Here is a 14,528-nt window from a genome sequence, read left to right as displayed (position 1 = left end):
GCGTCATGGAGGATTTCGTCGCCGCCTTCGACACCACGGTGGATGACGCGCTGTTCTGGCTGACCGACCATGTCGCCTTCATCTTCGACGGCGCACGCGCACTACTCGAGGAGCTGTTCGACGCCGTGCAATGGCTGTTGCTGCTGCCGCCCTTCTCCGTGACCGCGGCGCTGGTCGGGCTGTTGGCTTTCGCTGCCCTCGATCATGGCGGGGGTTAACCAGAGCCCGATGATGGCCTTCGGCATGGTGGTGATCGCCGGCATCGTCGGCTCGGGCGGGCTTGGCGAGACGATCTACGGCGCCATCCGCACGCTGGACATCGCCACCTCGATCAATGCCTCGATCGCCATCGTGGTGCTGACCATGGTGCTGGACCGCGTCACCCAAAGCCTTGCGAGGACGAAATGAGTTTCAATCCCGGAGCCTTTCTCGCCCCCGTCGTCGACTGGCTGAACGCCAATTTCCACGGCTTCTTCGCGGTCGTCACCCAGGTTATCGAGGCGGTGCTGCCGCCCTGGGCGCTGATTGCGCTGGTCGCGGTCGCGGCCTTCTTTGCCGCCGGGCGCCGGGTCGCGGTGCTGTCGGCCTGCTGCCTGGGGTTCTGCTGGCTGATGGGCCTGTGGACGGGCGCGATGCAGACCATCGCGCTGGTGGTGATCGCGGTGCTGATCGCCGTCGCTATCGCCTTTCCGCTGGGCATCCTGGCCGCGCGCCGGCCGCGGGTCGAGGCGGCGCTGCGCCCGATCCTGGACGTGATGCAGACGGTGCCGCCCTGGGTCTACCTGATCCCGGCAGTGATGATCTTCAGCCTGGGCAAGGTGCCGGCGATCATCGCCACCATCGTCTATGACATCCCGCCGATGCTGCGCCTGACCACGCTGGCCTTTCGCAGCGTGCCGACGGAGTTCAAGGAACTGGCCGAGACCATCGGCGCGAAGCCCGGCACCATCCTGTGGGAGATCGAGTTTCCGGCCGCGACGCCCACGCTGCTGGTCGGGCTGAACCAGTGCATCCTGCTGTCGCTGGCCATGGTGGTGCTGGCGGGGCTGGTCGGCGCCGGCGGCCTGGGCGCCGAGGTCACGCGCGCATGGAGATGGGCCTTGGCCTGCGCGCCGGCCTTGCCATCGTCGCCATCGCCCTGCTGCTCGACCGGCTGTCGCGCGGCGCGCTCGAGAGGAAAAAGCCCGAGGGAAGATAATTTTCACCTTCCCCCTCGAAAACCGGGTCATGCTGCGTTATATAGGGGCGGCATACCTATGTTCGGACCTGATTCCTTTCGGCTCAGCTTTCGATCTTCAGCTTTGCCGGGCCGCTGCATGTCGCGAGCGGCATCTATATAAGGAATGACACGATGGCCAATGGCACCGTGAAATGGTTCAACGCCACCAAAGGTTTCGGCTTCATCGCCCCCGAAGGCGGTTCGAAGGACGTTTTCGTCCATATCTCGGCGCTGGAGCGTGCCGGCCTGCGCGGTCTGAACGACGGCCAGGCGGTGACCTTCGACCTGGAGCGTGACCGCAACGGTCGCGAATCGGCGACGAACCTGGCGCTGGCATAAGCCAACCGACATTGCATGAAGGCGGGGCCGGCGATGTCGGCCCCGCCTTTCTTTTTGCCCGACCGGCGGCCCCGCGCGGTCGGGGCAGCATTTTTCATCAAGGAAACACCATGATCGAGATTCACTGGGGCACGCCCCTGAGCTTCGTCGTCTCGCCACAGGGCGACGTGCAGAAATTCAGCACCATCGAGCAGGCGCATTACTGGCTGCGCCGCAAATGGCCGGTGGCCGACCCGGCCCGCGGCCAGGCGCTGCGCCAGGTCGAGGCGGCGATGAACTGCCTCGTCCCGGTCGGCGCGGCGCGGCAGTCCTTCGCCGAGGCCGCCGCAAGCGCCGGTTTCGTGCCGGCGCTGGCGGCCTGAGGTCCTAACGCACCGCCTTGATGCCTTCCAGGATCAGGGTGGTCGCCACGTCGGCGTAATCCTCGCGCGTGATGCGGCCGCCGTCGCGGAACCACATGTAGACCCAGTTCATCATGCCAAAGAGCGACATGGTGACCGGCGTCAGCAACGGGCGCTGCGGGTCGTCGAGGTCGGGGTTGATCTGCCGCAGCACCAGGGCGAAATGCTTGACGATGCGGCGTTCCAGCGCCAGGATCTCGGCCTTCTGCTCATCCGACAGCGCCGAGGTGGCATTGAGCTGCACCTTGTGCTGGTTGTCGGCGCCGCGATAGCATTCCAGCACCGTGCCGACCAGCTTGCGCAGCCGCTGCTCGGGCGCCAGGGTGGCGTCGTCGGCCTGTTCGATCGCCTCGTCCAGCTCTTCCAGATGCGTGGCGATGATGGCGAAGATCAGCGCGTCCTTGCTGGGATAATAATGATAAAGCAATGCCTTGGAGACATGGGCATGGGCCGCGATCTGCGCCATCGAGGCCTTTTCCATGCCCAGTTCGGCAAAGACCTCGGCCGCGCTGTCCAGCAATCCGCGCTGCTTTTCCTCGAAATCCGTCGCCCGTGTCCGAGCCATGCCGTCCTCATGTCTTCTGGTCTTTCGCCGCGCCGGGGCGCGAATGGCACAGGGGGCCCGACCGGCCCCCTGCCGCTTTAGCGGGTTTTCCCGCCGCTGTCATGCCCGGCCCCGCGTCGCGGTGTCGCGGAAGGCGTCAACCCTTGGGCCGGTTGTCGATCACCCGCTTGGCCTTGCCTTCCGAGCGGGCGATGCCGTTCGGATCCCTGACCTCGATCCTGGTCGAGACGCCGACCACCGACTTGATGTGATGCGCCAGCTCCTTGGCGGATTTGGCGCGGGCATCGGCATCGGCCATCGCCTCGGCGCATTCGACATGCACGGTCATGTTGTCCATGCGGCCCGCGCGCGTCAGCTCGATCTGGAAATGCGGCGCCAGGCCCGCGCATTTCAGGATCTGCTCCTCGATCTGGGTCGGGAAGACATTGACGCCACGCAGGATGATCATGTCGTCGCTGCGGCCGGTGATCTTCTCGATCCGCCGCATCGAGCGCGCGGTGCCGGGCAGGATGCGGGTCAGGTCGCGGGTGCGGTAGCGCACCATCGGCAGGGCTTCCTTGGTCAGCGTGGTAAAGACCAGCTCGCCCATCTCGCCATCGGGCAGCACCGCGCCGGTGACCGGGTCGATGATCTCGGGATAGAAGTGATCCTCCCAGATATGCAGCCCGTCCTTGGTCTCGACGCATTCCATGGCGACGCCGGGGCCCATGACCTCGGAAAGGCCGTAGATATCGACGGCGTGCATGTCGAAGGCTTCCTCGATTTCCTGGCGCATGGCGTTGGTCCAGGGTTCGGCGCCGAAGATGCCGATCTCCAGCGAGCTTTCGCGCGGGTCCAGGCCCTGGCGGCGGAACTCGTCCAGGATCGACAGCATGTAGCTGGGCGTGACCATGATGATGCGCGGCTTGAAGTCGTTGATCAGCGTCACCTGCCGCTCGGTCATGCCGCCCGACATCGGCACCACGGTGCAGCCCAGCCGCTCGGCGCCGTAATGCGCGCCGATGCCGCCGGTGAACAGCCCATAGCCATAGGCGTTGTGCAGCATGTCGCCGGGCCGGCCGCCCGCCGCGCGGATCGAGCGCGCGATCAGGTTCGCCCAATGGTCGATGTCTGCCGCCGTATAGCCCACCACGGTCGGCTTGCCGGTGGTCCCGGACGAGCCGTGGATGCGCACCAGCTTGGTCTGCGGCACCGCGAACATGCCGAAGGGATAGGTGTCGCGCAGGTCCTGTTTCACCGTGAACGGGAATTTCGCAATGTCCTTGAGCGACTTCAGATCCTCGGGGTGCACATCCGCCTGGATGAAGCGGTTGCGGTAGAAGGGCGAGTTCTCGAAGGCGTGCTTCAGGGAACGCTTCATGCGGTGGAACTGCAGCGCCTCGATCTCGTCGCGCGAGGCGGTTTCGATCGGGTCCAGTTCCTTGCGGTTCGGGGACAGGTCTTGCATGGCTTCCTCCCTATGCAAAGCGGCGTCCGGGGGTCAGCCCGGCAGGTGGGTTCCCTTGACGGTGCGCGAATGGCCGCGGAATTCGGCGACATGCTCGCCCGTCTGGTTGGTGATGCGTATGTCGTAGATCCCCGAGCGGCCGCGCCGCGAAACCTCGCGTGCCGTGGCCGTCAGCCGGTCTCCGATCCGGCCGGGAACAAGATAGGTGATCGCGCAGTGTTGCGCCACGGTCAGCTGGTTGTAGCTGTTGCAGGCAAAGGCGAAGGCGCTGTCGGCCAGCGTGAAGATATAGCCGCCGTGGCAATTGCCGTGGCCGTTCGACATGGCGGCGGTGATGGTCATGGACAGCGTCGCCTCGCCCGGGGCGATGTGGTCCAGGCTCATGTCCAGGCGCTGGCTGGCGCTGTCGTCGTTCCACATGGCACGGGCGCTGGCCTCGGCCAGTTCCTGCGGGGTCATTTCGGCTGCGGGTTTCATTGGCCACGGAACTCCGGCTTGCGTTTCTGCAGGAAGGCGCTGACGCCCTCGGCATAATCGGCGCTGCGGCCGGCGCGGCGCTGGCCGTCGCGTTCCAGGTCCAGCTGCCGGTCCAGGCTGTTGTCGGCGGCGGCCTGGATCAGCTGCTTGGTCAGGCCCAGGCCCAGCGTCGGCCCGGCCGCCAGCGTCTTGGCCAGCGCCATGGCCTCGTCCATCAGCTGGGCGTCGTCGACGGCCTTCCAGATCAGGCCCCAGTCGGCGGCCTTTGCGGCCGGCAGCGGCTCGGCGGTCAGCGCCAGCGCCTTGGCACGGGGCTCGCCCAGGATGCGGGACAGCGACCACGAACCGCCGGCATCCGGCACCAGCCCGATTTTCGAGAACGCCTGCACGAAGCGCGCCGATTGCGCCGCCAGCACGATATCGCAGGCCAGCGCGATATTGGCGCCGGCGCCCGCCGCCACGCCGTTCACCGCGCAGACCACCGGCTTTTCCAGCGCGCGGATCAGCCGGATCGTCGGGTTGTAATAGGTCTCCAGCGTCTGGCCCAGGTCCGGCGCCTCGGTCGCCTTGGACGGATCGCGGTCGCCCAGGTCCTGCCCGGCGCAGAAGCCGCGCCCGGCGCCGGTCAGCAGCACGGCACGCACCGCCGCGTCGTCATGGGCGCGCTTCAGCCCGGCGTGCAAGGCCAGGTGCATCTCCACATTGAAGGCATTCAGTTTCTCGGGGCGGTTCAGCGTCAGAACCAACACGCCATCGGCCAGGGCCGTCAGGACCGTTTCCGTCATGAGTTGCTCCCAGGCCCACTCCCTCCGGGCCTCTGAAAATTTTTGTTGCATAAACCGACCGGCCGGTCAATGATAAATCGGAGCAAGCGAGGGAGGACGCTTTGGACGAGCTTTTCGAACGCCATCGGGACATGCTGGATGCCGCGCTGGCGGCGGCCCGTTCGCGCGCGTTCTGGACGCCCTTCCCCGAGGTGCCGAGCGGCAAGGTCTATGGCGAATCTGCGCGCGAGGACGGCGCGGCGGCTTTCGCGGCCTTGCGTGATTCGCGGCTGGACCTGCCCGGCCATCCAGGCACGGACTGGATCGGGTCCGAGGTCTCGCCCTTTGGCGGCGCCTTGGGAATCACCTATCCGGCGGCGGATGCGGCGACGCTGATCGCCGCCGCGCAGGCCGCCGCCCCGGCGCTGGCCGAAGCCGCGCCCGAGACCCGCGTGGGCGTCTGCCTCGAGGCGCTGGCGCGGCTCAACCGCGACAGTTTCCTGATGGGGCATGCGGTAATGCACACCACCGGCCAGCCCTTTGCCATGGCATTCCAGGCGGGCGGGCCGCATGCCCAGGACCGGGGGTTGGAGGCCGTGGCGATGGCCTGGGACGAAATGACCCGATTCGCCCCCGCCGCGCGCTGGGAAAAGCCGCAGGGCAAGGCCGCGCCCATCGTGCTGGAAAAGCACTGGTCGCTGGTGCCGGCCGGGCTTTCGCTGGCCATCGGCTGCAATACCTTCCCGACCTGGAACAGCTATTCGGGCATTTTCGCCAGCCTCGCCACCGGCAATCCGGTGATCGTGAAGCCGCATCCGGCGGCGGTGCTGCCGCTGGCGCTGGCCGTGCGCACCCTGCGCGCGGTGCTGGCCGAGGCCGGGCTGCCCGCCGATTCGGTGCTGATGGCCGTGGACCGCAAGGGCGCCGAGATCACCACGCGGCTCGCCACCGATCCGGCGGTGCGGCTGATCGACTATACCGGCTCGGGCGCCTTCGGGGGCTGGCTGCGCAGCCACGCGACCCAGGCGCAGATCTTTGCCGAAGAGGCCGGGGTCAATACCGTCACCATTGCCGCGACGGACGATTTCGCCGGCATGTGCGCCAATCTGGCGTTCTCGCTGGCGCTCTATTCCGGCCAGATGTGCACGGCGCCGCAGAACATCTATGTGCCGGAAGCCGGCATCGACACCGACCAGGGCCGCAAGAGCTTCGACGAGGTCGGCCGCGCCCTGGCGGCGGCGGTGGACGCGCTGCTGTCGGACCCGGCCCGCGCCGCCGGGGTCTGCGGCGCCGTCGCCAACCCGGCCACGCTGGCCCGCATCGCCGAGACCCGCGGCCGCGGCCGCATCCTGCGCGATTCGGCGCCGCTGGGGCAGGGGCGCACCGCGACGCCGCTGCTGCTGGCGCTGAACGACGGCGACCCCTTGGCCGAGGAGGAATGCTTCGGCCCCATCGGTTTCGTCATCGCCGTGCCGGATGCCGATGCGGGCATCCGTCGCGCCGCCGACCTGGCCCGGCGCAAGGGCGCCATCACCGCCGCGCTTTACGACACCGACGAGAGCCGCATCGCCCGCGCCGCCCGCGCCTTTGCCGCGGCGGGCGTCAACCTGTCGGTGAACCTGACCGGCAATATCTTCGTCAACCAGTCGGCTGCCTTCAGCGACTTCCACGTCACCGGGGCCAACCCGGCCGGCAATGCCAGCCTGACCGATACCGCCTTCGTCGCCAACCGTTTTCGCCGCGCCATGTGGCGGCGGCCGGTGGCGGCCTGAACCAAGAATCTCTGGGAGGAGAAAACCATGAAGACGACCCTGAAGACGGCCGCCCCGGCCGCCCTGATCGCGCTTGGCCTGGCCACGGCCGCCAGCGCCGAATTGAAGATCGGCGCCTCGGTCTCGGCCACCGGCCCGGCCGCGTTCCTGGGCGACCCCGAGGCCAAGACGCTGGAAATGCTGGTCGAGGACCTGAACGCCAAGGGCGGCATCAATGGCGAGCCGGTCGAGCTGGTGCTGTATGACGACGGCGGCGACGCCAACAAGGCGCGCACCTTCGCCACCCGCCTGATCGAGGATGACGAGGTCCAGGCCATCATCGGCGGCACCACCACCGGCACCAGCATGTCGATCCTGGCCGTGGCCGAGGATGCCGAGGTGCCCTTCATCTCGCTGGCCGGCGCCATCGACATCATCCAGCCGGTCAAGCCCTGGACCTTCAAGACGCCGCATACCGACCGCATGGCCTGCCAGAAGATCTTCGAGGACATGCAAAAGCAGGGCATCGCCCGGATCGGCATGATTTCGGGCACCGACGGGTTCGGCGCCTCGATGCAGGCGCAATGCAAGGACGTGGTCGCGGATTACGGCATCGAGGTCGTCGCGGACGAGACCTATGATCCGAAGGACGCCGACATGACGGCGCAGCTGACCAAGATCAAGAACGCCGAGGGCGTGCAGGCGGTGCTGAACCCGGGCTTCGGCCAGGGCCCGTCCATCGTGACCCGCAACTACAAGCAGCTGGCGATCGACCTGCCGCTGTATCAGTCGCATGGCGTCGCCTCGGACGGGTTCATCGAGCTGGCGGGCGCGGATGCGGCCGAGGGCGTGCGCCTGCCCGGCACCGCGCTGCTGGTCGCCGCGCTGCTGGCCGAGGGCGATGCGCAAAAGCCGGTCGTGACCGCCTACAAGGCCGCCTACGAGGGCAAGTTCAAGCAGCCGGTCAGCACCTTCGGCGGCTATGCCCATGACGGCTTCGCGCTGCTCACCGACGCCGTGACCCGCGCCGGCTCGACCGAGCCGCAGGCGATCCGCGACGCGCTGGAGGCGACCAAGGCGCTGGCCGGCACCACCGGCATCTATACCATGACGCCCGAGGATCACCTGGGCCTCGACCTGTCGGCCTTCCGCATGCTGCAGGTCAAGGACGGCAAGTGGACCATCGCCCCGTAAGGCCGCCGCGGCCCCCGGCCGGGGGCCGTTCCCGCCCGACAAGGGTATAGCCAGCCTGAAAGCCTCATCATGTCTGAACTGTTGCAATTCCTGTTTTCGGGGCTGACGGTCGGCGCGGTCTATGCGCTTGTCGCCCTGGGTTTCACCATCATCTTCAACGCCTCGGGCGTGGTGAATTTCGCGCAGGGCGAATTCGTCATGCTGGGCGGCATGATCACCGTCTTTGCCCATGCCGCCGGCCTTCCGTTGCCCTTGGCCGCGCTGATCGCCATCGCGGTGACGGCGGGGGTGGGCGTGGCGCTGAACCAGCTGGCCATCGAGCCGGCGCGCGGCGCCCCGGTGGTGTCCTTGATCATCATCACCATCGGCGCCTCGATCTTCATCCGCGGCGCGGCGCAGCTGGTCTTCGACAAGCAGATCCACAGCTTCCCGGCCTTTTCGGGCACCGAGCCGATCCATGTGCTGGGCGCGACGATCCAGTCGCAAAGCCTGTGGGTGATCGGCGGCGCCTTCGCGGTCTTTGCCGGGCTGTGGCTGTTCTTCACCCGCACGCTGCTGGGCCGGGCGGTGCTGGCCACCTCGAACAACCGGCTGGCGGCGCAGCTCGTCGGCATCAACACCCGCTTCATCATGACGCTGAGCTTTGCGCTCTCGGCCGCCATCGGCGCCTTCGGCGGCGTGCTGGTGACGCCGATCACGCTGACCTCCTATGACGTCGGGCTGGCCTTGGCGCTCAAGGGCTTTGCCGGCGCCATGCTGGGCGGCATGGGCAATCCCAAGGGCGCCTTCGTCGGCGGGTTGATGCTGGGGCTGCTGGAATCGCTGACGGCGGGGTATCTCTCGTCGCAATACAAGGACGCGGCGGCCTTTGTCGTCATCCTGGCGGTGCTGTTCCTCATGCCGCAGGGCCTGTTCGGCCGCAAATCGACGGAGCGGGTGTGATGTCGCAGAAACATGCAACGCTCCTGGTGCTGGCGGCGCTGATCGCGCTGTCGCCGCTGTTCTTTCCCTCGGGCTATTACTACCGCATCGGTGCCTTGATGTTCGTCAACGCGCTGGCGGTGACCGGCATCGTCATCCTGACCGGATATGCCGGCCAGATCAGCCTGGGCCATGCCGGTTTCGCCGGTATCGGCGGCTATGCCTGTGCCTTGGCGCCGGTGCATTGGGGCCTGCCCCCGGCGCTGGCCGTGGTCCTGGGCGCGGCGATCTCGGCCGTGCTGGCCTGGCTCGTCGGCCGGCCGATCCTGCGGCTCAAGGGCTATTACCTGGGCGTGGCCTCGCTGGGCTTCGGCATCCTGGTCGCCATGGTGCTGAACAACGAACGCTGGCTGACCAAGGGCCCGGACGGGATCGAGGTGCCGGACCTGGGCCTGCGCGGGCTGTTGAAAGACGTGGGCCTGGACCTGTCGAACGGCGAGTTCTGGTATGGCCTGACCGGCATCGCGCTGCTGGTGGGGGCATGGCTGGCGCTGAACCTCTATCACAGCCCCACGGGCCGGGCGCTGCGCGCGCTGCATGGCTCCGAGGTCGCGGCCGGCACGGTGGGCATCGACGTGGCGCGGGTCAAGTTGCAGGCCTTCGTGATCTCGGCGGTCTATGCCTCGGTCGCGGGCTCGCTGCTGGCGCTGCAGAACAAGTTCATCACCCCCGATGTCGCGGGCTTCATGCACTCGATCGAGATGGTGACCATGGCGGTTCTGGGCGGCGTCGGCTCGGTCCCGGGCGCGGTGATCGGCGCCGGCATCCTGACGCTGCTGCCGCAGGTGCTGACGGTCTTCGCCGATTACGAACAGGTCATTCTGGGGCTGGTGATGATGCTGGTGATGATCTTCCTGCCGCAGGGGCTGGTGCCGTCCGTCCTGCGCAAGCTAAGGGGGAAGGACGAATGAGCCTGTTGGAAACCCAGGGCCTGGGCATCAGCTTCGGCGGGCTCAAGGCGGTGCAGGACGTCAGCTTCAAGGTCGAGCCGGGCGAAATCGTCTCGGTCATCGGTCCGAACGGCGCCGGCAAGACCACGCTGTTCAACATGATCTCGGGCGTCTACCAGCCCGGCGCGGGGCGGGTGGTGCTGGACGGCCAGGACGTGACCGGGATGGAGCCGTTCCGCCTGGCCGCGCGCGGCATGTCGCGCACCTTCCAGAACCTTCAGATCTTCCAGAACATGACGGTGCTGGAAAACGCGGCCTCCGGCTTTCACCTGCGCGAACGCGGGCCGGTGCTGGCCGACCTCTTGAACCTGCCCGGCGCCCGCCGCCGCGCCCGCGCGGCCGAGGCGGGCGCCCGCGCCCTGCTGGCCCGCGTGGGCCTGGAGCGGGCGGCCGACCGGCAGGCCGGCAACCTGTCCTATGGCTCGCTGAAGCGGCTGGAAATCGCCCGGGCGCTGGCCCTGCAGCCCAAGGTGCTGCTGCTGGACGAACCCGCCGCCGGCTGCAACGCCGTCGAGACCGAGGAGATCGACCGCCTGATCGCCGAGGTCGCCGCATCCGGCACCGCCATCCTGCTGGTCGAGCATGACATGAAGATGGTCATGCGCATCTCGAACCACATCGTCGTGCTGGACCATGGCGAAAAGATCGCCGAGGGCGCGCCGCTGGAGGTCAGCCGCAACCCGGCGGTCATCGCCGCCTATCTGGGAACCGAGGAGGCCACCCATGCTGACGGTTGAGGGGCTGCGCTCGCGCTATGGCCGCATCGAGGTGCTGCACGGCATCGACCTGGCGGTGGAATCGGGCGAGATCGTGACCGTGGTCGGCGCCAATGGCGCCGGCAAGACCACGCTGCTGCGCTGCCTGTCGGGGGTGCAGCCGGTCTCGGCCGGGGCCATCACCTTTCGCGGCGAGGGGCTGACCACGGTGCCGGCGCACCGCCGGCTGTCGCGCGGCCTGGCGCAATCGCCCGAGGGCCGGCAGATCTTTACCAACCTGACGGTCGAGGAGAACCTGCGGCTCGGCGCCTTCCTGTTCAGCGACGACCGGGTGGACAAGGACATGCAGGATGCCTTCGCCATGTTCCCGATCCTGCGGGAAAAGCGCAACCTGGCGGCGGGCGGGCTGTCAGGCGGCCAGCAGCAGATGCTGGCCATGGCGCGGGCGCTGATGGGCCGGCCGGCCTGCTTGCTTTTGGACGAGCCGTCGATGGGGCTGGCGCCGATCATCGTGCAACAGATCTTCGACGTGGTAAGCGGGCTCAAGGCGCTTGGCGTCACCGTGCTTCTGGTGGAACAGAACGCTTTCGGCGCCTTGAAGATCGCCGACCGCGGCTATGTGATGGAGACGGGCCGCATCACCATGACCCGCCCGGCCGCCGAACTGATCGCCGACCCGCGCATCCGCGAAGCCTATCTGGGGATTTGACCATGACTGTCGTCAGCATCGAAAAGCAGGGCGACATCGCCGTCGTCACCGTGGACAACCCGCCGGTCAACGCGCTGAGCCAGGCGCTGCGGCAGGGTCTTTGGGACGCGGCCGAGCGGCTCGACGCCGATCCCGGCGTGCGGGCGGTGGTGCTGGCCTGCGCCGGCCGCACCTTCATCGCCGGGGCGGATGTCACCGAATTCGGCAAGCCGCCGGTGCCGCCGCACCTGCCCGACCTGGTCGCCCGGATCGAGGCGGCCGCCAAGCCCTGGGTCGCAGCCATCCACGGCTCGGCCCTGGGCGGGGGGCTGGAGGTGGCGCTGGGGTGCCGGTTCCGCGTCGCCGCGGCCGAGGCCTCGCTGGGGCTGCCCGAGGTGACGCTTGGCATCGTCCCCGGCGCCGGCGGCACGGTCAGGACGCCGCGTCTGGTGGGCGTCGAGGCGGCGGTGGATCTGGTCACCACCGGCAAGCCGGTCCGCGCCGCCCGCGCCCAGGCGCTGGGGCTGGTCGATGCGGTGATCGAAGGCGATCTGCTGCCCGGCGCCCTGGCCTTTGCCGCCGAGGCGCTGACCCGGCCCTTGCCCGCGCCGCTGTCGTCGCGCGCGGTGACGCCGCCCGAGCCGGGCTTCTGGGACCGTGCCGAACCGGCCACGGCCAAGGCGGCCAAGGGCGCCGCCGCGCCGCTGCGCGCGCTGGCCTGCCTGCGCAAGGCGGCCGAGGCGTCCTTCGACCAGGCCATGGCCTTCGAACGCGAGACCTTCCTCGACCTGCGCGGCTCAACGCAGGCGGCGGCGCTGCGGCACGTGTTCTTCGCCGAACGCGCCGCGCCGCGTCCCGCCGCGCTGCGCGACGTCGCGCCGCTGCCTCTGGCCCGCGTCGCGGTGATCGGCGGCGGCACCATGGGCGCGGGCATCGTCGCCGCCCTGCGCGAGGCCGGCCTGCCCGTCGCCCTGATCGAGCGCGACGCCGAGGCCGTCGAGCGCGGGCTCGCCAATGTCGCATCCATCTTCGACGGCGCCGCCAAGCGCGGCAAGCTGACGCCCGAGCGGGCTGCGGCGCTGCGCCAGGGCGTGACCGGCAGCACCGACTACGCCACGCTGGCCGAGGCCGATCTGGTCATCGAGGCGGTGTTCGAGGACATCGCCGTCAAGCGCGCCGTCTTCGACCAGCTCGGCCGGGTCTGCCGGGCGGATGCGGTGCTGGCGACGAATACCTCCTATCTCGACCCGCGCCTGATCGCGGAAGGGCTGGCAAATCCCGGCCGCTTCATCGGGCTGCATTTCTTCAGCCCGGCCAATGTGATGAAACTGCTGGAAATCGTGCCAGTGCCCGAGACCGCGCCGCGCACGCTGGCGACCGGCTTTGCCCTGGCGCGGCTCTTGAAGAAGATCCCGGTGCAATCGGGCATCTGCGAGGGTTTCATCGGCAACCGCATCCTGAAACGCTATCGCGCCGCGGCCGAGGCGCTGGTGCGCAGGGGCGTGCCGATCGACCGGATCGACGCTGCGATGCGCGGCTACGGCTTCGCCATGGGGCCGTTCCAGGCGCAGGACCTGGGCGGGCTCGACATCGCCCATCTGCAACGCGAGGGTGCGCGCGCGGCCGGGCAGGATGTGCCCGAGACGCTGGGCGACATCCTGGTCCGCGCCGGCCGCAAGGGCCAGAAGACCGGCGGCGGCTGGTACGACTATGCGCCGGGCGAGCGTCAGCCGCAGGTCTCGCCCACGGTGGCGGCGCTGCTGGCGCCTGCCGTCACCCCCGGCGCCGCCATGACCGGGCCCGAGATCGCGGCGGCCCTGGTGGCCGAGATGGCCGCCGAGGGCCGCGCCATCCTGGCCGAGGGCATCGCCGAAAGCCCCGCCGCCATCGACCTGGTGGAAATCCACGGCTACGGCTTTCCGCGCTGGCGCGGCGGGCCGATGTTCGCAAGCGGGGCCTGATGCCGCCCGTGTAACGAAACATTGCTGGGCGGCGGTGCAGCAACATCGGGTTGCAAATCCGGCCCGCCCGGCAAGCATTCGTCACGCGGCGGACCTAAGCCGGACACGGGCGGGCGCTAGCCTTGGGCATCGAAACCCAAGGAGCCCCGCTGATGCAGCGATTCCCGATCAAGGCCGTGCTGGCCGCCAGCCTGCTCGCCCTGCTGAGCGCGCCGGTGGCCGTGCAGGCGCAAAAGGCCCAGCCCCAACCTCGGGCCGAGGCCCCGGTGCGCCATGCCCCCCATGCTGGCGGCCCGATGGCTCTGCCGATGCCGGCCCCGGGGCGGATGGCGGGCGGGCTTGACCTTGCCGCGCATCTGTCCGCCACCGAGACCTATCTTGGCATCACCCCTGAACAACAAGGGCCTTGGCGCGATTATTGCCAGGCGCTGATCGGCTTCATGCAGCCCGAACCGCCGCCCGGGCCCGATGCCGGCCAACTGATGGCCGAGCGCATGGCGCAGGCGGTGCTGGCCCGGGCCGACAAGGCGCAGGCGCTGCTGGTGGCGACCACCGCCCTGCGTGGCGCCTTGCAGCCCGAGCAACTGGCGCGGCTGGTCGAAAGCCAACCCGGGCCGCAGAGCCCCGAGCGGCCGGACCGCGCCGGCTGATCCCCTCGAATTTCCACGAAACCGAAAGGATAACGCGATGCGTCGTCTTCTGATGATGGGCGCCATGGCCGCCCTGGTCCTGTCCGCGCAGGGCGCCCTGGCCGAAAGCCGTCCCGAGGGCCAGCCGCCCGCATGCCGGCAGCAGGATCGCAAATGCCCCGCCCCGCCGCCGCAGGGCAAGCAGGCCGGGCCCGAGCACCGCCGCGAGGTCCGGAACGAGACCCGCCGCGATGGTCCCCCGGCGCCGCATGTCGGCGGGGATGCCCGCGCCGGCCGGCCCTGGACGCCGCCGCGCGACAGCCGCATGGCGAAGGCGCCCCGGGGGCAGGAATACCGCGTGATCGCCGACCATCTGGTGCTGGTGGACAAGAAAAGCCACCGCATTGTTTCGGTCGTCGCGCCGGTCCGGGCGCGCTGAAAGCACC

The 14,528-nt window shown here is 68.8% G+C and carries 18 protein-coding genes; 14 read left to right on the top strand and 4 right to left on the bottom strand.

Features of this window, described 5'->3' with window-relative positions:
* The first annotated feature begins 5 nt into the window (after nt 1-5).
* The 5 genes from E3D03_RS01120 to E3D03_RS01100 all read left to right on the top strand — a co-directional run bounded on the left by E3D03_RS01120 (nt 6) and on the right by E3D03_RS01100 (nt 1,920).
* Nucleotides 6-218, top strand: coding sequence for a hypothetical protein (locus E3D03_RS01120; protein ID WP_263565434.1), 213 nt, complete (start codon nt 6-8; stop codon nt 216-218).
* A 10-nt stretch (nt 219-228) separates the two neighbouring features.
* The gene (locus E3D03_RS01115; RefSeq protein ID WP_026155604.1) at nt 229-408 is read left to right on the top strand and encodes a hypothetical protein; all 180 of its coding nucleotides are present in this window, start codon (nt 229-231) and stop codon (nt 406-408) included.
* Complete coding sequence (locus tag E3D03_RS01110; RefSeq protein WP_263565433.1) at nt 405-1,340, top strand: ABC transporter permease; 936 nt, start codon at nt 405-407, stop codon at nt 1,338-1,340. The genes E3D03_RS01115 and E3D03_RS01110 overlap by 4 nt, the downstream gene beginning before the upstream one ends.
* Before the next feature lie 11 nt (nt 1,341-1,351).
* Nucleotides 1,352-1,558, top strand: coding sequence for a cold-shock protein (locus E3D03_RS01105; protein ID WP_018001583.1), 207 nt, complete (start codon nt 1,352-1,354; stop codon nt 1,556-1,558).
* A 110-nt stretch (nt 1,559-1,668) separates the two neighbouring features.
* Nucleotides 1,669-1,920 carry a DUF982 domain-containing protein gene (locus tag E3D03_RS01100; RefSeq protein ID WP_263565432.1) on the top strand — a complete coding sequence of 84 codons (252 nt, stop codon included), beginning with the start codon at nt 1,669-1,671 and terminating at the stop codon, nt 1,918-1,920.
* Between the two features lie 4 nt (nt 1,921-1,924).
* Here the strand turns inward: E3D03_RS01100 and E3D03_RS01095 are convergent, their stop codons facing one another.
* The 4 genes from E3D03_RS01095 to paaG all read right to left on the bottom strand — a co-directional run bounded on the left by E3D03_RS01095 (nt 1,925) and on the right by paaG (nt 5,233).
* Nucleotides 1,925-2,524, bottom strand: a complete 600-nt coding sequence (locus E3D03_RS01095) for a TetR/AcrR family transcriptional regulator (RefSeq protein WP_263565431.1) — start codon at nt 2,522-2,524, stop codon at nt 1,925-1,927.
* A 136-nt stretch (nt 2,525-2,660) separates the two neighbouring features.
* Nucleotides 2,661-3,971, bottom strand: coding sequence for a phenylacetate--CoA ligase PaaK (gene paaK, locus E3D03_RS01090; protein ID WP_263565430.1), 1,311 nt, complete (start codon nt 3,969-3,971; stop codon nt 2,661-2,663).
* A gap of 33 nt (nt 3,972-4,004) precedes the next feature.
* Nucleotides 4,005-4,430: a hydroxyphenylacetyl-CoA thioesterase PaaI gene (gene paaI, locus E3D03_RS01085; RefSeq protein WP_018001579.1), complete on the bottom strand. Its 426-nt coding sequence runs from the start codon at nt 4,428-4,430 to the stop codon at nt 4,005-4,007.
* A gap of 14 nt (nt 4,431-4,444) precedes the next feature.
* Nucleotides 4,445-5,233, bottom strand: coding sequence for a 2-(1,2-epoxy-1,2-dihydrophenyl)acetyl-CoA isomerase PaaG (paaG, locus tag E3D03_RS01080; protein ID WP_263565429.1), 789 nt, complete (start codon nt 5,231-5,233; stop codon nt 4,445-4,447).
* 101 nt (nt 5,234-5,334) lie between these two features.
* Between paaG and paaN the strand changes: the two genes are divergently transcribed.
* The 9 genes from paaN to E3D03_RS01035 all read left to right on the top strand — a co-directional run bounded on the left by paaN (nt 5,335) and on the right by E3D03_RS01035 (nt 14,521).
* Nucleotides 5,335-6,984, top strand: a complete 1,650-nt coding sequence (gene paaN / locus E3D03_RS01075; RefSeq protein WP_263565428.1) for a phenylacetic acid degradation protein PaaN — start codon at nt 5,335-5,337, stop codon at nt 6,982-6,984.
* Between the two features lie 27 nt (nt 6,985-7,011).
* Entirely contained in the window at nt 7,012-8,157 is a 1,146-nt protein-coding gene (locus E3D03_RS01070) for an ABC transporter substrate-binding protein (RefSeq protein ID WP_263565427.1), read from the top strand.
* Nucleotides 8,158-8,226: 69 nt separating this feature from the next.
* On the top strand, nt 8,227-9,099 hold the full coding sequence (locus E3D03_RS01065) for a branched-chain amino acid ABC transporter permease (protein ID WP_263565426.1): 873 nt from the start codon (nt 8,227-8,229) through the stop codon (nt 9,097-9,099).
* Nucleotides 9,099-10,049: a branched-chain amino acid ABC transporter permease gene (locus tag E3D03_RS01060; protein WP_263565425.1), complete on the top strand. Its 951-nt coding sequence runs from the start codon at nt 9,099-9,101 to the stop codon at nt 10,047-10,049. The genes E3D03_RS01065 and E3D03_RS01060 overlap by 1 nt, the downstream gene beginning before the upstream one ends.
* Nucleotides 10,046-10,825: an ABC transporter ATP-binding protein gene (locus E3D03_RS01055; protein ID WP_263565424.1), complete on the top strand. Its 780-nt coding sequence runs from the start codon at nt 10,046-10,048 to the stop codon at nt 10,823-10,825. Before E3D03_RS01060 ends, E3D03_RS01055 begins: the two co-directional genes overlap by 4 nt.
* The gene (locus E3D03_RS01050) at nt 10,812-11,513 is read left to right on the top strand and encodes an ABC transporter ATP-binding protein (RefSeq protein ID WP_263565423.1); all 702 of its coding nucleotides are present in this window, start codon (nt 10,812-10,814) and stop codon (nt 11,511-11,513) included. The genes E3D03_RS01055 and E3D03_RS01050 overlap by 14 nt, the downstream gene beginning before the upstream one ends.
* 2 nt (nt 11,514-11,515) lie before the next feature.
* A complete protein-coding gene (locus tag E3D03_RS01045; protein WP_263565422.1) occupies nt 11,516-13,453 on the top strand; it encodes a 3-hydroxyacyl-CoA dehydrogenase NAD-binding domain-containing protein in 1,938 nt (645 codons plus the stop codon).
* Between the two features lie 152 nt (nt 13,454-13,605).
* Complete coding sequence (locus E3D03_RS01040) at nt 13,606-14,103, top strand: hypothetical protein (protein WP_263565421.1); 498 nt, start codon at nt 13,606-13,608, stop codon at nt 14,101-14,103.
* 37 nt (nt 14,104-14,140) lie between these two features.
* Complete coding sequence (locus E3D03_RS01035; RefSeq protein WP_263565420.1) at nt 14,141-14,521, top strand: hypothetical protein; 381 nt, start codon at nt 14,141-14,143, stop codon at nt 14,519-14,521.
* Nucleotides 14,522-14,528 lie beyond the last annotated feature (7 nt).

Source organism: Paracoccus sp. DMF (genome assembly GCF_004407025.1).
Classification (GTDB): domain Bacteria; phylum Pseudomonadota; class Alphaproteobacteria; order Rhodobacterales; family Rhodobacteraceae; genus Paracoccus; species Paracoccus aminovorans_B.
The sequence above is the reverse complement of the archived record's forward strand: the minus strand, read 5'-3'. Positions and strand labels throughout refer to the sequence as shown.